Annotated in this window: 15 protein-coding genes; 11 read left to right on the forward strand and 4 right to left on the reverse strand. The window is 36.3% G+C overall.

Going from position 1 to position 21349, the window contains the following annotated elements; all coding sequences use genetic code 11:
• Positions 1-106: 106 nt before the first annotated feature.
• From fbp to M3175_RS13040, 3 genes are all read left to right on the forward strand, one after another.
• Entirely contained in the window at positions 107-2038 is a 1932-nt protein-coding gene (fbp, locus tag M3175_RS13030) for a fructose-1,6-bisphosphatase (protein WP_251519587.1), read from the forward strand.
• 112 nt (positions 2039-2150) lie between these two features.
• A complete protein-coding gene (locus M3175_RS13035; RefSeq protein WP_251519588.1) occupies positions 2151-3986 on the forward strand; it encodes a carbohydrate-binding domain-containing protein in 1836 nt (611 codons plus the stop codon).
• Between the two features lie 143 nt (positions 3987-4129).
• Positions 4130-4636: a M15 family metallopeptidase gene (locus M3175_RS13040; protein ID WP_371321691.1), complete on the forward strand. Its 507-nt coding sequence runs from the start codon at positions 4130-4132 to the stop codon at positions 4634-4636.
• 101 nt (positions 4637-4737) lie between these two features.
• Here the strand turns inward: M3175_RS13040 and M3175_RS13045 are convergent, their stop codons facing one another.
• Positions 4738-5364 (reverse strand): metal-dependent hydrolase, encoded by a 627-nt coding sequence (locus M3175_RS13045; RefSeq protein ID WP_251519591.1) that lies wholly within the window; start codon positions 5362-5364, stop codon positions 4738-4740.
• A 189-nt stretch (positions 5365-5553) separates the two neighbouring features.
• Here M3175_RS13045 and M3175_RS13050 point away from each other — a divergent pair, with 189 nt between their 5' ends.
• The 7 genes from M3175_RS13050 to lacZ all read left to right on the forward strand — a co-directional run bounded on the left by M3175_RS13050 (position 5554) and on the right by lacZ (position 16697).
• Positions 5554-6432, forward strand: a complete 879-nt coding sequence (locus tag M3175_RS13050; protein WP_251519592.1) for an aldose 1-epimerase family protein — start codon at positions 5554-5556, stop codon at positions 6430-6432.
• Positions 6433-7005: 573 nt separating this feature from the next.
• Positions 7006-8526: a response regulator transcription factor gene (locus M3175_RS13055; protein WP_251519593.1), complete on the forward strand. Its 1521-nt coding sequence runs from the start codon at positions 7006-7008 to the stop codon at positions 8524-8526.
• A 13-nt stretch (positions 8527-8539) separates the two neighbouring features.
• The gene (locus M3175_RS13060; protein WP_251519594.1) at positions 8540-10297 is read left to right on the forward strand and encodes a cache domain-containing sensor histidine kinase; all 1758 of its coding nucleotides are present in this window, start codon (positions 8540-8542) and stop codon (positions 10295-10297) included.
• Between the two features lie 179 nt (positions 10298-10476).
• Positions 10477-11763, forward strand: coding sequence for an ABC transporter substrate-binding protein (locus M3175_RS13065; protein ID WP_251519595.1), 1287 nt, complete (start codon positions 10477-10479; stop codon positions 11761-11763).
• Between the two features lie 191 nt (positions 11764-11954).
• The gene (locus M3175_RS13070; protein WP_371321692.1) at positions 11955-12818 is read left to right on the forward strand and encodes a carbohydrate ABC transporter permease; all 864 of its coding nucleotides are present in this window, start codon (positions 11955-11957) and stop codon (positions 12816-12818) included.
• On the forward strand, positions 12811-13629 hold the full coding sequence (locus tag M3175_RS13075; protein ID WP_285852272.1) for a carbohydrate ABC transporter permease: 819 nt from the start codon (positions 12811-12813) through the stop codon (positions 13627-13629). Before M3175_RS13070 ends, M3175_RS13075 begins: the two co-directional genes overlap by 8 nt.
• A gap of 41 nt (positions 13630-13670) precedes the next feature.
• Positions 13671-16697: a beta-galactosidase, LacZ type gene (lacZ, locus tag M3175_RS13080; protein WP_251519596.1), complete on the forward strand. Its 3027-nt coding sequence runs from the start codon at positions 13671-13673 to the stop codon at positions 16695-16697.
• 50 nt (positions 16698-16747) lie between these two features.
• On the opposite strand, the gene M3175_RS13085 is transcribed toward lacZ, so the two are convergent.
• Genes M3175_RS13085 through M3175_RS13095 form a run of 3 tightly spaced genes read right to left on the reverse strand, consistent with a single transcriptional unit; the run spans position 16748 to position 20479 of the window.
• A complete protein-coding gene (locus tag M3175_RS13085; RefSeq protein WP_251519597.1) occupies positions 16748-17857 on the reverse strand; it encodes a Ger(x)C family spore germination protein in 1110 nt (369 codons plus the stop codon).
• On the reverse strand, positions 17854-18954 hold the full coding sequence (locus M3175_RS13090; RefSeq protein ID WP_251519598.1) for a GerAB/ArcD/ProY family transporter: 1101 nt from the start codon (positions 18952-18954) through the stop codon (positions 17854-17856). The genes M3175_RS13085 and M3175_RS13090 overlap by 4 nt, the downstream gene beginning before the upstream one ends.
• Entirely contained in the window at positions 18935-20479 is a 1545-nt protein-coding gene (locus M3175_RS13095; protein ID WP_251519600.1) for a spore germination protein, read from the reverse strand. The genes M3175_RS13090 and M3175_RS13095 overlap by 20 nt, the downstream gene beginning before the upstream one ends.
• A gap of 236 nt (positions 20480-20715) precedes the next feature.
• On the opposite strand from M3175_RS13095, the gene M3175_RS13100 reads away from it, so the two are divergent.
• Positions 20716-21276, forward strand: a complete 561-nt coding sequence (locus M3175_RS13100) for an HPP family protein (protein ID WP_251519602.1) — start codon at positions 20716-20718, stop codon at positions 21274-21276.
• The last annotated feature ends 73 nt before the right edge of the window (positions 21277-21349 follow it).

Consider the following 21349-nt stretch of genomic DNA (forward strand, 5'->3'; position numbering starts at 1 on the left):
TTGGGATCAATTGGGTAGTAGAGTACGGATTCTTTTAAAATATAGTATTTCCTCTAAATCTATTAAAGTGTAAAATAGTGGTGAACAATGAAAGGGGATACACACCTTGAATCCAAAATACTTAGATTTACTGGCCCAAAAATATGATAGTGAAGAAAAAGTAGTAACGGAAATTATCAATCTTGAAGCGATCCTTAATCTTCCAAAGGGAACAGAACATTTTGTCAGTGATTTACATGGGGAGTATCAAGCTTTTCAGCATGTGTTAAGAAATGGATCGGGAAATGTAAAAGAAAAAATAAAAGACTTGTTTCAAGATGTTTTAACTGAAAAAGAAATGAATGAGTTTGCTACATTAATTTATTACCCAGAAGAAAAATTGCAGTTAGTAAAAAATACTTTTAGAAGTGATCAAGAGGTTAACCAATGGTATATAGTAATCATCTATCGTATGATAAAACTCATATCTTATGCTTCTTCCAAATATACACGCTCGAAATTACGTAAAGCATTGCCTAATCATTTTGTTTACATAATTGAAGAGTTACTTTATAAAGCAGATGATTCCAACAATAAGGAACAATATTATACAAAGATTGTTCAACAAATTATTTCCTTAGGACAGGCAGAAAAGCTCATAATTGGTCTAGCGTATACGACTCAAAGATTGGTAGTTGACCATCTTCATGTAGTTGGTGATATTTATGATCGTGGTCCAGAGCCTGATAAGATCATGGAGACTCTTATCAATTATCACTCCGTTGATATTCAATGGGGAAATCATGATGTCCTGTGGCTCGGTGCCTTTGCAGGGTCAAAAGTATGTCTTGCCAATATTATTCGAATCTGTGCCAGATACGATAATTTAGATATTATTGAAGATGTTTATGGAATTAATTTGCGACCACTTTTGAATCTTGCTGAAAAATACTATGGAGATAATCCAGCCTTCAGACCAAAATTACACTCAGATAAAAAACTATCTGAGCATGAACAGTTACAAATAACAAAGATTCATCAAGCAATTGCGATAATTCAATTCAAACTTGAAATGCCTATTATCAAGAGAAGAACAAACTTTAATATGTCAGAAAGACTTTTGCTTGAGAAAATTGATTATAATAATAACACTATCACCCTTCATGGAAAAACGTATCAGTTAGAAAATAGCTGCTTTGCAACGGTTAATCCAGACCAACCCGATCAATTATTAGAGGAAGAAGCTCAAGTGATTGAAAGACTGTTATTTTCAGTTCAACATTCTGAAAAACTAGCAAGGCATATGAATTTTCTAATGAAAAAAGGCAGTCTTTATTTAAGGTACAACGGGAACTTATTAATCCATGGCTGTATTCCTTTAGACGAAGAAGGACATATGGAGAAGATGGAGATTGAGAATAAGACCTATGCTGGTCGGGAATTACTTGATAAATTTGAACAGTATTTACGTTTTGCTTTTGCTCATCCGGATGAGACTAATGATCTAGCAACAGATATGGTCTGGTATTTATGGACAGGAGAGTATTCCTCTCTCTTTGGAAAAAGAGCCATGACAACATTTGAGAGATACTTCATTAAAGATAAGGAAACCCATAAAGAAAAAAAGAACCCATACTACCATTTACGTGAAAACGAGGACATCTGCCGTAAAATTCTAATGGAGTTTGATTTGAATCCAGATCAAGGTCATATCATCAATGGCCATACACCGGTCAAAGAAATTGAAGGTGAAAATCCAATTAAAGCAAACGGTAAGATGCTTGTCATTGACGGGGGATTTTCCAAAGCTTATCAATCAACGACGGGGATAGCAGGCTACACATTATTATATAATTCCTACGGTATGCAGCTGGTGGCTCATAAGCAATTTAATTCTAAACAAGAGGTTTTGCGTAATGGAACAGATGTTTTATCAGTAAAAAGATTAGTAGATAAAGAGTTAGAGAGAAAAAAGGTAAGAGAAACAAATGTTGGAGAAGAGTTATTACAGGAAATCTCTATTTTGAACAGTCTGAGGGAATACCGTTATATGAATTGAACTGGGACAGTATTTACTGTCCTGTTTTTTTTTTTTATAAACTTTCTCTCTTTAAGGTTTTGTTAAGGTTGATAAAACATAATAGGCTCAACAAGAAAAGAGGAGCCTACTTATGAAAAGAAAATTTAGAAAATTAATTACACCATTTTTGTGTACAACTATATTATTTGCTTGTGGGAAAAGTGAGGATTCATCAACAGTAACATCAACTAATTTAAATGCTGAAGTTAACATTAACACTTTAAATACAATTGGTGATAGTGATATTCAAACAGTTGTAAGTGAGCTAGCTACATACAGCGAAGATGATCTTTATACAGAGTGGAAAAATGAGGACCCAACGTATATTCAATTGAATGGGGAAACTGCCACCTATGAAGGATCAGGTGCTGTAGTTGTTTCTGAAAGTACGATTTACATCCGTACGGGTGGGGTATATGTTCTAACTGGAACTTTAGATGATGGTCAAATCGTTGTGGAAGCGGAAGATAAGAGTACCGTTCGACTCGTCTTAAATGGGGTAGACATTCATAGCAGTACTTCCGCTCCTATTTATGTGAAGGATGCTGAAAAGACAGTGATTTCCTTGCCGGAGGGGACCGAGAATACAATTTCTGATGGAACACAATATGTATACGATGATAAAGAAAAAGAGGAGCCCAACTCAGCTATTTTTAGTAAAGATAATTTAACTATTAATGGAGATGGTAAGCTTACTATAGAGGCGAACTTTAATGATGGAATTATTGGAAAAGATGAGCTAAGAATTACAGGCGGTAATATTGTGGTAACAGCTGAAGATGATGCCATTGTTGGACGAGACTTAGTAGCTGTTCAAGAAGGGAATTTAATGCTTACAGCTGGTGGTGATGGAATCAAATCAACAAATGATGAAGATGCTGAAAAAGGAAATATTGCCCTTGAAGGTGGAACATATAATATTGTGGCAGACAATAACGGGATCCAAGCGCAAGCTTCCCTGTATGTTTTAGACGGAGAATATACCATTGCAACAGGTGGGGGAAGTCCTGAAACAATTGGAATAAATGAGTTTGCTAGTGGAGGACACTCCGAGGACTCCACAACCACTACCGAAACTACCAGTGCAAAAGGTCTGAAGGCCACAACGGAGCTTGTGATAGGTGGAGGAACATTTGTGATTGATTCATTTGATGATGCCATTCACAGTAGCAAGAGTGTTTTATTTGTAGATGGGGAACTTACAATCGCATCTGGAGACGATGGGATACACGCCGATTCTTCGGTAGTGACTAAGGGTGGAAGTATTACAATTACAAAGACATATGAAGGAATCGAAAGTAACATTGTTGCGATTGCAGGGGGGACGATCGACATTACTTCTGCTGATGATGGACTAAATGTGGGTGGCGGAGCTGATTCCTCAGGAGACAATATGGTTGAAACCATTTCAGAGGATCATCTAATTCAGATTACTGGCGGATATGTATCTGTAAATTCACTGGGAGATGGGTTGGATTCCAACGGATCATTTGTTATGACAGATGGGACAGTCGTTGTAAATGGACCAACAGATGATGGAAATGGTCAAATAGACTATGTTGATACGTTTGAAATCTCGGGAGGAGTATTAGTAGCAGCTGGAAGTACGAAAACACAAACTAGTTCTGATACGTCTAGACAATATGCCATTATGATGACATACTCAGAAGCGCAGGCGGCAGGTACCATTGTTCACATAGAGGATAGTGAAGGAAACACGATCGCCACATTTGCACCAGAAAAAGATTATCAGTCACTATACATCAGTTCACCGGACTTAGAGAAGAATTCTAGCTATAAGTTATATTCAGGGGGGGCTTCAACTGGAACTGAAACAAATGGTTTATATACAGATAGCGATTATAGCGGTGGAACCATCATAGTAGATTTTACAATCTCAGATGTGATGACAAGTCTGAATGGGTAAGAAAGAGGGTGAAGTCACCCTCTTTTTTTCTTATATTCCCTATGAGAAAATGAAACTATTCATACTCTCGTTCGTCTATATAATGTATGATTTACACTTTGAAAGGAAAAGCAGCTATGAAAAGATTTTGGATGTTCATTTGCATGATTCTGATTGCAACTATAATATACTACCAATATATAAAAAAAGAAAATGTCCCATTGCCAACCACTATTCATCCAGTAGTAGAGGAGCGGACAAATCAACTTATTGAAAATATGGCGGATCAGGGAATTACGGTTGTTATTACGGATGGATTCCGTAGTGTGGAGGAACAGAATATTCTATATGAACAAGGTCGTACGACAGCAGGAAGTATTGTTACGTATGCAAAAGGTGGAGAGTCCCTTCATAACTTTGGACTTGCAGTGGACTTTGCACTAAAGACAGAAAAAGGACGGGTCATTTGGGATATGGAGTTTGATGGAAATGGCAACGGATCGGCAGATTGGCTGGAAGTAGTTGAGCGGGCTAAGGAACTTGGGTTTGAATGGGGAGGAGATTGGATTGGATTTGAAGATTATCCCCATCTACAACTAGATTTTGGACTAAGCCTTAATGAATTGCAAAGAGGTGAAAGGCCAACAGAAGAGGCACTGACAGCCTATTAATCAATCAATTAGCTTTATTCAAAATAATAAGAATTAGCCGATTACCTCCTTTGGTGATCGGCGTTTGTAATTTTTCGTTCATACTACTAACCAGAGCAAATTTATATTTCCTTGGATGATAGTGGCAAAAACATCTTCACTCCTCGTTTATTGAACGGAAGTATTTTTAAGTCTCCAATCAAATGACTAATATAACCGCCTAGACAAGCATAGAACACTCCCTCAATTCCGATTGAGGACTCAAAAAGGGATGTAATAAAGCCAAAGAAAGCAACTCCTACTAATGAATGGGTATAACTTCGATGTGAAGATACAGATGCAACTATAATATATATGCCCAATAAAATGACCCAAAGTTCCTCCATAGAAAATCCACCTATAAAAACAGCTATTCCGGTAATGGTTAACATATGTTTTTGTTTAATAAGCGATGCGATCAATATGATTATTAAACCGATGCCTACTCCTAACCATCTCTCAATCTCTGACTTCTCAAAGAAACTATAAATAACCATCATGATTCCAATGATAAGAGCAGACAGCCGAATCACTTTATGTGATAAAGTGATTTTACCCCGAAGCTTTCCATCAATATCTAGGTCTGGGATTAAACCAGAGACGCCTCCCAAACCGACTAACAAAAGTGTGGCAGTCGGTGATGTTTGTAATGAATTTGCAACGACAAATCCTGTTGCTGCACCTACTGCTGCATGTGATGTACCATTCAATTCTATTCCACCTCTATAAATCTATTATGTAGTAAATCAAAACACTTTGTCTATTCTACTACAAAACATCTGTTCTGTTTAGGAGAAAAATTATTATTAGTATCAAATCACTAAGCCTTTCTTTTTCGAAGTGAGTCTTTTAGTATAGAATTTATACATGTTAGACCAGAAAGAAGAGGGAATGAGAATATGATAACTGTTGAAAATGAATGGTTGAAGGTAGAAATAGAAAGTCATGGAGCAGAAGTACGAAAAGTAAAGCACAAGAAAAATGGTTTAGATTATATGTGGACAGGAGACAACAAATACTGGGGAAGAGTGTCACCTGTTTTGTTTCCAATAGTAGGCCGTTTAAAAGATGATCAATACCAAATCCATGATCAAACGTATAAGATGTCACAACATGGTTTTTTACGTGATGTTGAATTTCATATACTCGAGCAGACAGCAACAAATGCTGCTTTTATGTTTGAATCTGCTGGCCGTTTTAGTGAGGTGTATCCTTATGAGTTTAAAGCAATTATCCGATATATGCTTAAAGGAGACTCACTGATTGTACATTGGGAAATTGTGAATGAAAACGAGAAGGAAATGCATTTTGCAATCGGGGCTCATCCTGCATTTAAGATTCCACTTTTAGAAAATGAAACCATTGAGGATTATCAACTACACTTTACACCTGCTGTAGGTAAGAATGTAATAGAATATGAGCTTCAGAACTCTCTTCTTAAAGAGAAAGGCAGTGTTAATGAGATCGGAACGCTTCCACTAACGAATTCACTTTTTGCGTGTGACGCTCTCGTATACAGCAATATCGACAAGATTACCTTGGTATCAAAAAAGTCTAGTCATGGTGTAGAAGTTTTGTTCGAAGATTTTCCGTTTGTTGGAATCTGGTCAAAATATATCCCAGAAGATGATAGTATTGCCCCATTTGTATGCATCGAGCCATGGTACGGAGTGGCTGATACATATGATACAACAGGGAACTTTAGTGAAAAGTTTGGTAATAATAAGCTTGAACCAGGAAATACTTTCCACGCGGAGTATTTGATTAGATTTAAGTAATAAACAAAATAGAAGTATAAAACATTAAGTCTTACATTTATATTAGTGAAGTCAGGGAGAAGAATTCCTTGGCTTCTTTTTTGTGTGAATGTATCCCCTCCTTTTTAAAACAATTCTAATTGAGATGGAAGAAATGGTCATAATAAGGAGCCAACTTTAAAAATCATATGTTCTAACGGAAACTTAGTTCATTGAATCTACTAATTCTTGGAAATAATATGTGCTAAAAAGAAACTTAGTTCACCAATTCCACTAATTCCACTAATTCTTGGAAAGGTCATGTACTAAACGGATACTTAGTTCATTGAATCTACTAATTATTGGGAATCAAATGTGATAAAGGGAAACTAAGTTCATCAATTCCACTAATTCTTGGAAACGTCATGTCCTAAATGGAGACTTAATTCATTGAATCCACTAATTCTTGGAAACCACATGTCCTAAAAGGAAACTAGTGCATCGTTTCTACTAATTATTGGACCTCAGCATAATACAAATTTTTATCCAACCCCAAAGAGTTAAATAATGTAGAATGATTACTATAGAGTGACTTCACGTTTTGGGGGGATTAAGTTGACAGCAGCTGAACTGGGGAGAGTACTGATCGTAGATGATGAGATATTAATCAGACAGGGTATTAAGCATTATCTTAACTGGGAAAACGAGGGTTTTACCATTGTTGGTGAAGCTTCAAATGGTCAGGAAGCACTTGAATTAATTGAAGCAACGAATCCGCATATTATTGTTACCGATATCGTCATGCCCGTTATGGATGGAGAACAGCTAACGAGAATCGTCAAGGAGAGATATCCTCAAATTGAGGTAATTGTGTTGAGTAGCTTTGGCGATTTTGATTATGTTCGCTCTACCTTCCAAAGTGGAGTGGTTGATTACATATTAAAGCCAACCCTTGATTCAGAAGCACTTTTAAAGGTATTAAAGAATGCCGTGAGTAGAATTCCTTCACTTAATTTAGTGAATCAACAGATAGAAAACCATCTATCTATCGAGCAGATATTAAACAAATTAATTTCTGGTTATATAGTGAAAGGCCTAGAATTTGGAAAAATAACCACAGAATTTTTACATAAACGTTTTTGTCTACTTGGAACAAATCTTAAGATGGGAAGATCAGAACTATTTAAAGGAATTTTTGATAAATTAAAAATTGTTCTACAGGAGCTAAATTACTCTTATCACTTTAAAGATCATGTACTCCTAGTAAATGGAGATAATTTTACGAAACTGATTGAATACGTTCCGCAACTGGCGGAGTCAGAACCTGGGATTGGCTTTGTTTTGACTGAGGAATTTGAGGATATTTCACAGTTAGGCAAAATCTATAGAGATGAACTATTAATCCTATTAAGCTATCGTTTTTATTTTTCTAATTACCCGTTACTAAGGAAGGATGATCTTCCAAATCCTGTACCGAAATGTAAGAATTTTAATTTGGATGGTTTTACTAGTGATTTTAAACGCAAGCATTTTAATTCAGCATTTGATTATTTACAAGAACACGTGAAAAAATTGTCTACTTGCTATAACACTGATATTCATGAGTATAAGGATTTTTTCGGGAATATCATATTTAACATCACCATTCTTCTCAGTAATATGGAGTACAATGTGAAGGAATTAGAACAATCTAGGTATTTGTATTTGAAATCGATAGAAGAATCCTGTTCTGCACAGGAAGCAATCGAGATTTTAGAAGAGTTTATAAATGAGGCAAAACAAGTGATCTTCGCAAATCAGCAACAACCGGAAAACGTACATATAAAAAAAATATTGGATTATATTCATGAACACTTTGCAGAACCGTTAACACTCTCAGAGGTTGCTCAATATTTTCATTTTAACCCTTCTTATCTATCAAGCTATTTCTCCACTCATACGCATGAGGGCTTTAATGAATACCTAAATAAGGTACGAATCGAAGAAGCGTCAAAACTACTTATGCAAGGGACGGAGACTATTTCGGAGATTAGTGTTATAGTGGGCTATTCTGATCACAGCTATTTTTGCAAGGTATTTAAAAAAATAAAAGGACTGTCACCAAGTCAATTCAGAAGAAAACAATACTTGAGATAAGAGCTGGTGGATAATGAGATTAATTCCCGAACGATTCAAACACAATAATTTGTTTATCACCATGTTTACGATAACGGTTTTGATAATTGTAACCGTTTCCGTAACGATTACCTGGACCACTATTCGAATGTCGGAGCAGTTCTTTTTTGATAAGTTTAGCATTACAAATGCGAGAGTGATGAAACAGTTAAATGAAAGTCTCGATAAGTTTAATTACTCTATTGTTATCGCATCAAATAACCTACAGCAAAGTGTTACTCTAAAAGAAATTTTAACGAAGGAAGACGAATCCAATGTTGAGCGTTTAAGTTCTATTTATACGATGAGTCAACTAATGAAACGGCTTGAACCGAATTTGGATGCATATGAGGTAAGTATAATTGTTACAGGGATAAACGGGATCAGCTATGCAACCGATCGTTCCTATTGGCCCATTCATGACGAAGAGTTGAAAAATAGTTATTTGACTAAAAAAACGTATGAAAATCCTAATAAACTTTTTTATCAATATGACTATCGGCCAAACCGGGAGGATGGACGGTATATTGTTGCTACAAAGGCATTATTAGAAAGAACGTCTGGAAATAACTATGGGTCTCTCTATTTTGCTATAAAAGAAACAGAGTTTAAAAAATTTTATTCTAACTTTACTAGTCCTGGCAATAATGTATTCTTTGTCAATTCGGATGGAATAATTGTTTCTAGTAATCAATCAAAACTAATTGGGCAAAAATCAAACGAGCTCTTAGGTTACGCTACTAAAAGTGGTGAGGGTAAAAATGAAGACTATATAATCGGTGACTTTATGGGGAAGGAACAGATTATTTTGATGGAATATATTCCATCCTTCGATATGTACATGTTTAATACTATTGATAAACAAACGGCATTTGGTAGCTTAATTGACACAAACAAAATTTTACTTATTGTAATGGGTATTGTTTGTATTGCCCTTATTATTGTGTTACTTGCCTCTAGAAGATTAACTAATTCCTTATCAAAGATGGTAAAGCAAATAGAGAATACCTCAAAACACGATTTTCACCAATATGTTTCCGTTTCTGGTACATACGAAACAAGACAAATCGGAAAAGCCTTTAATTCTATGCTTGATGAACTTCATGAGTATGTTGACCAGCTTGTCGTTTCACAAAAACAACGACGGAATGCAGAACTAGCTGCATTACAGCAACAAATAAATCCACATTTCTTATATAATACATTAACATCAATCAAGATGATGGCAAACCATGGTAGTAAAGAAGAAACGGAGTCAATGATTAATGCGTTGATTTCTTTATTACAAAACACCATAGGTAATGTGAATGAGACCGTAACAGTAAACCAAGAAATCGCCAATCTAAGAAACTATGTCCTAATTAATCAGAAGCGATATGGAAATCGAATAAAAGTAAACTTTTTTGTTTCAGGGGATTGTGAGGAATACAAAATTCCAAAGCTAATCCTACAGCCTTTTATGGAAAATTCTTTTTTTCATGCATTCAACCATAAGCCAGAAGGTTTTATTCATGTTCTTATTTGGAAAGAAGGAAATTTATTGATTTGTGAGGTTGTAGATAACGGGGATGGTATGGAGGTCTCAGCAGACAGTCATTTACCTCCTTCTAATCGCAAGCAAGAGTTTTTTTCAGGTATTGGTGTCAGAAATGTAGATGAACGTATTCAACTGACCTACGGAGAATCATATGGTGTTCAAATCTCAAGTGAGTTAGGGGAAGGGACAAAGGTACGAATAACACTACCATTATAAAAAAAATCATATAATCTAAAATAAATACAATATCCCAAAAAATGAAAGCGTATTCAATAACTGAATAATTTACTAATACTTAAAAATTTCTTCCTAACTGTTAACCATATTGGGGTGCTACCATAATACTTGTAAGCGAGAGAGCGCTTACAACAGAAAATACAACGGGGGGCAAATCGATGAAAAAAGTTCTTGCACTATTTTTAGTTAGTATTTTATTTTTGGCAGCTTGTTCTTCAGGTTCTTCTAAGGACACTTCCGGAGAGACAAAAGATTCAAATGAAATAACTGTATGGGCATGGGATCCAAATTTTAATATTAAAGCTATGAATCTTGCTAAGGATGCGTATAAAAGTGATAATCCGGATTTAGAGATTAAGATTATTGAAAATGCACAGGATGATATTATTCAAAAGTTAAATACTAGCTTAAGTTCTGGAACAACAAAAGGATTACCCAATATTGTTTTAATTGAAGATTATCGTGCACAAAGCTTCCTCCAAGCTTATCCTGATATGTTTCATGAATTAACAGGTACTTTTAATTCAGATGATTTTGCACAGTATAAGATTGCACCGACAAGTGTTGATGGTAAAAACTATGGTCTTCCGTTTGATACGGGTGTATCAGGGCTTTATGTTCGAACAGATTACCTAGAGCAGGCTGGATACACAGTTGAAGATTTACAAAATATGGATTGGAAGAAATATATTGAAATTGGTAAGAAAGTGAAAGAAGCTACTGGGAAGCATATGCTTACACAAGATCCTAACGACCTAGGTCTCATTCGTATGATGATTCAATCTGCTGGTTCTTGGTATTTGAAGGATGACGGCAAGACTCCTAATCTAGCTGGAAATGAAGCACTTAAAGTAGCATTTGAAACGTATAAAGAAATTTTAGATGCCGATTTAGTTAAACCGATTTCTGACTGGAGCCAGTTTTTAGCTGGATTTAATAGCGGTGATGTTGCTACAGTTCCAACAGGTAACTGGATTACTCCTTCAATAAAGGCGGAAGCTTCGCAGGCTGGTAAGTGGGCAGTTGTTGCGCATCCAAGACTTCCAGGCGTACCTGAATCAGTGAACGCGTCGAACCTGGGAGGAAGTTCATGGTATGTTCTAAATGTGCCAGGTAAAGAGGATGCTGCTGATTTCCTAGCAAAAACATTTGGATCAAACGTAGAGTTCTATCAAACCATCAATAAAGAAATTGGGGCGATCGGTACGTTTAAACCAGCAGCTGATGGCGAGGCTTATCAAGCAGGAGATGATTTCTTCGGAGGTCAAAAAATTATAGCAGATTTTGCAGCATGGACCGAGCAGATTCCTCAAATCAACTATGGTTTGCACACCTATGCCATTGAAGATATCCTAGCGGTGGAAGCACAAAACTATATAAAAGGAAAAGACCTTGATAAAGCACTTGAAGATGCTCAAAAACAAGCCGAAGCGCAAGTGAAATAAGCTAGTAAATTGATAAAATAGCCTCGGAAACTCGGCGGCTTCTCCTATTCAGTCTTTGAATGGATCTGATCAATGAGGGGAACTACTTGTTCCGGGGCTAGTTCTGTTTACTAGGTGAGGAGATGAAAAGTGTGATCACAGTAAAAACAAAGCAAAATATTCAACCCATGCATTCTACCCGTAGTCTTCGCATGAAAAATACAGCAATTGGCTGGTCCTTTATTGCGATTGCAACCGTTTTAATATGCTTGTTTTATTTTTATCCAATGGTGCAGGCATTAATTATGTCAATGCAATCAGGGACTGGAACCAATTTAACTTTTGTTGGTTTAGATAATTATGCACGCTTATTGCAGGACCCAACGTTTTTAACAACCGTAAAAAATACAGTGATTTATTTAATCATTCAAGTGCCCATCATGATTATTCTTGCTCTGTTTATCTCTGTGTTGTTAAATGATAAAACATTGAAGCTAAAGGGCGTCTTTCGTACGGCAATATTCCTTCCTTGTGTCACCTCATTAGTGGCCTATTCGGTTATATTCAAATATTTGTTCGGTCAGGATGGAATTATTAATATTTTCTTATTGAAGTTATCGATTATATCAGAGCCGATTCAATGGCTAACAGATCCTTTCTGGGCAAAGGTGGCCATTATTGTTGCCATAACCTGGAGATGGACTGGATACAATATGATCTTTTACTTATCTGCCTTGCAAAACATTGATCACTCGATATACGAAGCCGCAAAAATGGATGGTGCTTCACCCTTTCAAATATTTTTTAAGATTACGATTCCGTTATTAAAGCCCATTATTTTATTCACTTCCATTACTTCGACAATCGGAACACTTCAATTGTTTGATGAAGTCATGAATATTACGCAAGGTGGACCGGGAAATGCGACCATTACGATTTCTCAATATATTTACAATCTGTCTTTTAAATATACACCTGACTTTGGTTATGCAGCCACAGTCTCTTACGCGATTGTCATCATGATTGTGATCTTCTCCATTTTCCAGTTTAAAGTGGCAGGTGATAAAAATGCTTAAAAGAGTGTTCAGCTATGCATTTCTTACTATTGCAGCAATAATCTCGTTCTTTCCATTTTTATGGATGATTATCAGCTCAACTAATAAATCAGTTGATGTTACGAAAGGACGGCTATTACCGGGAAGTTATTTTTTGGAGAATTTAAGCAATCTATTGGAGACGGTTGATTTGGTGCCAGCTTTAATGAATTCAGCAAAAATCTCTATTACAACTACTATCCTTTCGTTATTGATCGCATCACTTGCAGGGTATGGCTTTGAGATTTATCAAAGTAAAGCCAAAGATATGGTTTTTAATTTCTTATTGTTATCAATGATGATACCTTTTGCCGCATTAATGGTTCCGTTGTTTAGGATGTTTGGATCGATTTCACAGACAGCGCCTTTTATTGGAATCGATACCTTTGCAGCTGTTATCCTACCCACAGTAACCACTGCGTTTCTAATCTTTTTCTTTCGACAGAGTACGAAAATGTTTCCTAAAGATATCCTGGAAGCAGGGAGAATCGATGGTTTAACCGAGATTGGTTGTTTCTTTAGAATCTATGTTCCGACAATGAAAACAACCTACTCTGCCGCTGCAATTATTACATTTATGGCTAGCTGGAATAGCTACTTGTGGCCGTTAGTTGTTCTGCAGTCACCTGAAAATCAAACCATACCCTTACTAATATCCGTTCTCGGATCAAGCTACTCCCCAGACTTTGGGGTGATCATGACCGCGATAGTAATTGCTACATTACCCGCTGCATTCATCTTCTTCATCATGCAAAAGCAGTTTGTGGCTGGGATGATGGGGTCTGTGAAATAGTTCGGAATATAGTTACAAAATTTAATCGAAGGTGTGAAAAAATGAAAACAAATAATCCAACAATTAACTGGCTTACGGATCTAAATGTGTTCGCTGTGAATCGTCTTCCAGCACACTCTGATCATCGCTATTACGAAACCATGGAGGAAGCAAAAAACTCGGCAACAATGAATATGAGGAAAAGTCTGAATGGAGAATGGAAATTTAGTTATTCCGTCAACCCGGATAACCGCCCAGAACATTTTTACACACTCGATTTTAATTGTTCCGGATGGGGGAATATTTCAGTTCCTGGTCATATTCAGCTACAAGGGTATGGTCAGCCTCAATATGTGAATACAATGTACCCTTGGGACGGCCATAATGACATTCGACCACCCGAAATTCCAACCGATCATAATCCTGTAGGGAGCTATATTAAAACTTTTACTATTCCTGAAAATATGAAAATGAAGCCGGTATATATATCCTTTCAAGGGGTCGAGTCCGCTTTTTATGTTTGGTTGAATGGAAAGTTTGTTGGTTATAGTGAAGATTCGTTTACTCCGGCTGAATTCGAACTTACGTCTTATGTAACAGAAGGAGAAAATAAGCTAGCAGTGGAGGTGTATCAGAGAAGTACAGGTAGTTGGTTGGAAGATCAGGATTTTTGGAGATTTTCAGGCATCTTCCGTGATGTGTTTTTGTACACAGTACCAGACATACATGTTGGTGATTTACATCTTAGACCGGAATTAGATTCAACTTTCACAAAAGGTACTTTGTCGGCCGATTTAATGCTCCAAGGTTCTGCTTCAAAAATTTCAGCTGAATTAGTAAATAGTAACGGAGACGTTGTTTCGTCAACAAATGGAAAAGTAAACGACGGCAAATGTTCTATGACAATGACACTTGATAAGCCGGAGCTGTGGAGTGCGGAAAGTCCATATTTGTATCAATTATATATTCAGCTTTATAACAAGGATGGTCAATTGGTCGAGGTTGTGCCGCAAAAGGTTGGATTTAGAAGATTTGAACTCATAAATAATGTGATGTGCCTAAATGGAGAACGAATCGTGTTTAAAGGGGTCAACCGTCATGAATTCAATCCTCGCCGGGGCCGTGCAATTACCAAAGAAGATATGATCTGGGATATTAAAACATTAAAACAAAATAATATCAATGCGGTCCGTACGTCACATTATCCGAATCAAAGCTATTGGTATGAATTATGTGACGAATATGGAGTGTATGTAATTGACGAAATGAATCTTGAAACGCACGGTTCTTGGCAAAAGATGGGGGCGGTCGAACCTTCTTGGAATATACCTGGGAATTATTTAGAATGGCAAGATATTGTTATGGATCGAGCGATTTCAATGGTCGAACGGGATAAAAATCATCCTTCCATTCTTATCTGGTCTTGTGGAAACGAATCTTATGCTGGGGAGGTCATTCTAAACGTCTCTAATTATTTTAGAAGGGTAGATCCAAGTCGTCTTGTCCATTATGAAGGAGTGTTCCATAACCGTGACTATAATGATACTAGTGATATGGAAAGCCGGATGTATGCAAAGCCAGCGGATATTGAAAAATACTTAACGGAAAATCCAGAAAAGCCATATATAAGCTGTGAGTATATGCATGCGATGGGAAATTCAATTGGTGGAATGTACAAATACACAGAATTAGAACAAAAGTATTCAATGTATCAAGGTGGATTTATTTGGGATTATATTGATCAATCCATCTATAAAATAGATCGCTATGGAAAAGAGTACTTAGCCTATGGTGGTGATTTTGAGGACCGACCAACCGATTATGGTTTTTGTACAAATGGAATTGTCTATGCCAATCGAGAACTCTCCCCAAAAATGCAGGAAGTGAAATATTTATATCAAAATGTTAAGCTGATCCCAACTGAATCAGATGTAACGATTAAGAATGACAATCTATTCTCAAATACCAAAAATTATGTGGTTGAATATGCCTTGTTTTTAGAAGGGTTGGAGTTATATCGAAACACACTAGTAACGGATGTGGAACCTCAAAGTGAAAGAAGCTATGTGTTTCAATGGCCTGTGGACATAAAAAAAACCAATGGTGAATATTGCGTTCAAGTTTCATTAAAGCTAAAAGAAAGCACGATTTGGGCAGATGCAGGGTATGAAATGGCCTTTGGACAGTTTGTTTACCAAGTTGGTTCAAAGGAAATGTTCAATGTTGAAGGACAGCTGCGTGTGGTTGACGGGGATGTGAATATTGGTGTACACGGGAAAGATTTCACGGTCATGTTCTCCAAACAGGTGGGAAGTTTAATTTCATTAAAATATGCCGGAAGGGAATTGATTGCTCTTCCTCCAGAACCATTATTCTGGAGAGCAACAACGGATAATGATCGAGGATTTTCACAAAGCTTTCATTCCGGAATTTGGTACGTAGCAAGTTTAGCTAGAAAATGCGTGGATGTTACATTAGAAGAAAGTGAGAATCAAGTAAAGGTATCTTTTACGTATCATTTCTCAATTAATAGTGAATTAGAAGTGAAAATAGATTACACCGTATTCCCTAATGGATGTGTTCGTGTGAATTCAACTTATAGAGGCACGAAGAACTTGCCTCAGCTGCCGATCTTTGCTGTTTCTTTTAAACTACCGGCTGATTACAACCAATTAGAGTGGTATGCGATGGGTCCGGAAGAGAATTATACGGACCGTTCGATGGGAGCGAAGCTTGGTATATTCAAAAATCAGGTAACTGACAATCTATCAAGTTATTTAATGCCACAAGAGTCTGGGAATCATACAGGAGTTCGACGTGTTAATGTAACTAACCTAAATGGTCACGGATTAAAAATTTCTTCTGTGGTGCAACCATTGGAAGTTAATTTATCCCCGTATACAGCGTTTGAGCTTGAAAATGCAAAGCATATGTATGAACTTCCAAATATCCATTATACAGTTGTTACTGTGGCTGGAAGACAGATGGGTGTAGGGGGGGATGACAGCTGGGGTGCTCCTGTTCATGAAGAACATCTCATCAAGGCAGATAAAGACATGGAATTTGAGTTTATAATTGAAAGAATCTAAATGCATGAGAAGAGTCCCGATGATGGGACTCTTTCTTCATTCTCTGTACTTTACATCACTATACCGTGTGATATGATATCAACTTTCACATTAGTAGTAAATTCAATGTTTTTGAAATAATCCTTCTTATCTAGCATTTCCCAAGTGTTGGGATGAAAGGCCATTAATCTTCTTCCCATTCCGAAAGGGTCACAATTCAACTGTTGCAGTGTTTTTATAACCCGGTTCGCATCATTTGTAAGTTCTTCTGATAATTCTTTGTTTAGCCGATTGATTTGTTTTGGTACATCGCCCTTCGGATATTCCTCAATGTTTACTTTAAGATCAAGATTTAGCTTAACAGAAACAAGGCCATTTTTTACTTGTATTTTTAATTTCCTTTTCAAATGTTGGACATTAAATGAAATATAATTATTTATGTTGAACTCTTCTTCATCGTTCACTTTTTTAGTGAATCGCGCGAATTTCCCTTTTTTATCTTTCATTAAGAGAAGAAGGGTTGAGTCTTGAGGGGAAAGGCTCCCCGCATATTTTCTTTCATTCATTAGGGCAAGTCCGACCACAACTGCACTATTTTTGTCATTTCGTTTTAGGTGTGGCAGTACAATATCTTCTCCCGGATCTAACATCTCTGAAGCTAATGTCTGAATCGTTTCATTTGGAATGATGGTGTTTTCTTCTGCACTAGTAAGGGCGTCTTGTATATATTCACTTACATTTGACTGATGTTTCGGTTTGATATTTAGCAAGTCAACGGCTCGTCCTTCTACAATTCCTAATGTAGCTCCTAATGAATTTCTCGGATCTCTCCAAATGACATCTAAGGTAGGATAGATATCATTAACTGCGATTTGTTCACCGAAAAGGATTAATTTGTTTTTGGATGTATCTAAGTTTCCAGATATTTCACGTGCTATTTTCTTTCGAGATTCCCTTGGTGTTAGACCTTTTGCAGAGAATGTTTCACTTTTAACCAAGGCTTGAGGGCCACCGGATGGCTCCTCGATGATAGGAATGGAGACCCCTAATAAAAATTCCTCGTCTTCTGATAAATCATAACTCAAAATCTGTACCAATATGGCATTCTTCATCAGATGTTGGTCCCAACAACCAGTAAGCAATATACAAAGGAGAAATAAGGTACTGAGTTTCCTTTTCATACCTTATTCACCTCTTCTTTTTTTGACAAAATGATTGAAAGTAATAATAGTACAAAAGGTATTATAACAATAAAAATATAGTGGGTTGGACCAAGAAATTGATTGAAATTTTCGAAATCTTTTTCCTGATCAGGAACAAGAGCTAGAACTAGATTGAAACCTGCTACAAGTGGGAGAAAAGCAGTATATTTTTTTTTCCTACCTAGGCTTGCTAAGCCCCATGCAGATAAAAATAGCCAATTCGCAATGGAAGTAGCAACGATTATAAGCCACAACGATAAGAAAAATAAATCCGTTCTTTCAAGTACCTGAAAAGAGTAGGCTTTGATCATGTACAACAAAGGCTCTGGAGTTAGGGCAATATCAGCATTCGTTTCGAAATAAACAAGGCTCGCAAACACCATAAAGGTATAAAAGACCGTGACAAAAATATTGGCAGTTGTAAAGGATTTAAGCTTATTTTTACCAGAGGATTGCACAAAAGGATGGATAAATAAAAAGAGTTCAAAGCCTAACATCGAGAATGCGGCTTCCTTTGATCCTTTAAGGATAGTAGAAATGTTATGACTCCCTATGGGAAGGATATAAAGGAAATTAGCATCTTTCATACTATACGAGATCAATACGAGTAATAAAAAAAGAATAGGAGATACAAGTACATAAAACCGTGCAATACTTGTTAGACCTGCACTAACAATGTAAATACAGGTGATAAGGATTAAAACCATAGTAATCCAATTGGGGGTCCGTGGTAAAATCCATTTATCAATGATATCACTATATCTTGCTAAAACTAAGCTTCCTGTTACCATAAAATACAGGGAATAACTGAGCGTGAGAAACTTTCCTATCACTTTTCCAAGTAAGTGAGGAAGGATTTGGTATAGAGAAAAGGAAGGAAATCTCATGCAAAGTCCCCAAATGATTAAAATAATGACTTGAGAGATAGCTCCAGCTATTAGTGTAGAAATCCAGCCATCCTGCTTAGCTACTAATGCTACATCATGTGGCAAAGATAGAATTCCTACACCAATCTGAGCTTGAATAATCATAAAAACTAGCTGTTTATGCGTGACCTTATTTTTGTCTTTTTCCATTAAACTTCCATCCTCTTGCCAAAGACTGTCTATCAGGGTTGGTGGATTTCGAATCATATGGCCGTGTATTAAATTTCCAGATAGGTAAGCGGATAAAAGTATCTTTCAAGTCCTTTAAATGAAAAGGAGCCCAAGGTGTAAAATAGGGAGTACCGAAAGATTCTAGTCGACATAAATGAGATAATATCAACATTGTTCCAAAAGCAATTCCAACAAATCCAAAAGTGGATGCAAGTAACATAAGAATAAAGCGCAAAAAACGTACGGCATCACTCATAGCAGACGTAGGAATGCTGTATGCAGCTACAGCAGTAATGGCAACAACAACAATCATAGTATTTGAAATCAGACCTGCACGGACAACTGCGTCACCAATAACAAGACCTCCAACAATACCAATGGTTTGTCCAATTCTTGAGGGAAGACGAACCCCTGCTTCTCGGATCAATTCTATGGTCAATTCCATAACAAGTGCTTCAATTAAAGGTGGAAAAGGAATATTTCTAATTGAACTTATTACAGGAAGTACTAGCTCATCAGGCAATACCTCGAAATGAAAGCCGATTACTGCAATATAAACAGCAGGTAAATTAACGGCAATAACAATACTCAAGAACCTTAATGAACGAACAAATGAACCAATAATCCAGCGTGAATTATAATCATCTGGCGAATGGAAGAAGGCAAAAAATGTAATAGGTATTAGCAAACAAGAGGGATTTCCTTCTATAAAAACGGCAACTCTTCCTTCATTTAAATGACCTACCACACGGTCGACTCTCTCTGTATATAATATTTGCGGAAAGGGTGACCAGGTGGAATCTTCAATTAATTCCTGTAGATATCCAAAACTAGGGATATAATCGATAGAGACACCGTCAATTCGCTGTTTGAATTCTTTTATTAATTCTTTATTTGCAAGATCTTCTCTATAAACGAGGGATAATTTGGATTGAATCTGGTCCCCAACATTTAAATGTTCTAACTTCAAATTTGGAGTTTTTATAGCTTTTCTAATTAAATGAAGATTCGTCATAAGGTTTTCTACAAAACCTTCATGAGACCCCTGAATTACTTGTTCATTATTTGGTTCTTGGACTGGCCGGTCCTTGGATAAAGCAACATCCAACATGTAATATTTCTTATTTCCATCCAATATCAAAATACAGGTACCGTTTAAAAGTTCTTGTTGAGCTTGGTACAGATTAGTTGATCTCTGGAAGGTAGATTTCAGTAGATCTCCCACTTGAGTATTATCTGATTCCATAATAGGTTTTAAAATATCTTTTTGAATTTTTTCCTTATCTGCCATCGTTTCTAAAAAGACCAGAATTCCAGAGATAGTCCTTACATTTAATGTATTAATTTTTAAATCATCTGAACCAGAAAATGCTTGTTTAAAGAAAGAAGTATTATCATCGATTGTATCGAATACCTCCTTAAATACTTGAGATTCTTGCTTGGAAGGATTTTGTTTGTTATCCCTCTTCTTGGGCCTTTTGAAAATAAGGGAAGTGAGTTTCATTTTCTAACTCCATCTCATACGGTTTCTATTACTATTCCCACTATTGGAATAACTATGTAGTTTGGCTATCATTATCCATTACTGCTTTTAAAGGAAATTCTTTTTACCCCTTTTAGCTCGAGTATAGCTTATTTAAAAAAAGTATTTAAAAATTCATAGTATTCCTATAAGATATATAACATAGCAGTAGTAGAAACTGAATTAGATAGACATTTTAGTTAGTATAGGGGAATTCAATGAATACTTTAGAAAAGTCAAATGACAATATAAAAAATCAATCGTTTGAACGATTGATTGTATACTTTAATAAAATGAAGGGTGAATCTAGAAATGAGACTAAGTTTGATTATATAGATTCTATTATAAGTGTAGTAGGGGTCTTTCTAGCTGTAAGCATCATTTGTTTTTTAGCTTTCTCCTCAAATTACTCTATGGTAATAGGTCCTTTAGGTGCGAGCAGTATTTTAGTATTCGCGGCGCACAACGGCCCTTTATCTCAGCCGAGGCAAGTGATTGGAGGGTACATACTTTCCACTGTTACCGGTATTCTCATATGGAGTATATTTGGGAAGAGTCTATTTATCATAGTCATAACCTTAGTTATTGTCCTACTTTTAATGGCTCTAACAAAAACCATTCACCCACCGGCAGCAGCTAGTGCTCTAGTTGCGATTAACTTTGAAACAGGATGGGGCTATCTTATTCCAGTTTTCATAGGCATCTTTTTACTAGTGTTTGTTTCCATGCTATATAATAATCTATTTCCTAAGAGACAATACCCCAAACATTGGCTGTAAACCATGATATTCATATTGTAAAAGTGTACGTCCGTAGAGTTATTTCTACGGTTTTTTATTTTGTAAATACTAT

This window comes from Robertmurraya korlensis, from assembly GCF_023715225.1.
In the GTDB taxonomy this organism is placed as follows: Bacteria; Bacillota; Bacilli; order Bacillales; family Cytobacillaceae; genus Robertmurraya_A.

Coding starts and splice junctions, on each gene's coding strand:
- M3175_RS13035 (WP_251519588.1), top strand. CDS start 2,151: ATGAAAAGAAAATTTAGAAAATTAATTACACCATTTTTGTGTACAACT.
- M3175_RS13040 (WP_371321691.1), top strand. CDS start 4,130: ATGATTCTGATTGCAACTATAATATACTACCAATATATAAAAAAAGAA.
- M3175_RS13050 (WP_251519592.1), top strand. CDS start 5,554: ATGATAACTGTTGAAAATGAATGGTTGAAGGTAGAAATAGAAAGTCAT.
- M3175_RS13060 (WP_251519594.1), top strand. CDS start 8,540: ATGAGATTAATTCCCGAACGATTCAAACACAATAATTTGTTTATCACC.
- M3175_RS13065 (WP_251519595.1), top strand. CDS start 10,477: ATGAAAAAAGTTCTTGCACTATTTTTAGTTAGTATTTTATTTTTGGCA.
- M3175_RS13070 (WP_371321692.1), top strand. CDS start 11,955: ATGAAAAATACAGCAATTGGCTGGTCCTTTATTGCGATTGCAACCGTT.
- M3175_RS13075 (WP_285852272.1), top strand. CDS start 12,811: ATGCTTAAAAGAGTGTTCAGCTATGCATTTCTTACTATTGCAGCAATA.
- lacZ (WP_251519596.1), top strand. CDS start 13,671: ATGAAAACAAATAATCCAACAATTAACTGGCTTACGGATCTAAATGTG.
- M3175_RS13085 (WP_251519597.1), bottom strand. CDS start 17,857: ATGAAAAGGAAACTCAGTACCTTATTTCTCCTTTGTATATTGCTTACT.
- M3175_RS13090 (WP_251519598.1), bottom strand. CDS start 18,954: ATGGAAAAAGACAAAAATAAGGTCACGCATAAACAGCTAGTTTTTATG.
- M3175_RS13095 (WP_251519600.1), bottom strand. CDS start 20,479: ATGAAACTCACTTCCCTTATTTTCAAAAGGCCCAAGAAGAGGGATAAC.
- M3175_RS13100 (WP_251519602.1), top strand. CDS start 20,716: ATGAATACTTTAGAAAAGTCAAATGACAATATAAAAAATCAATCGTTT.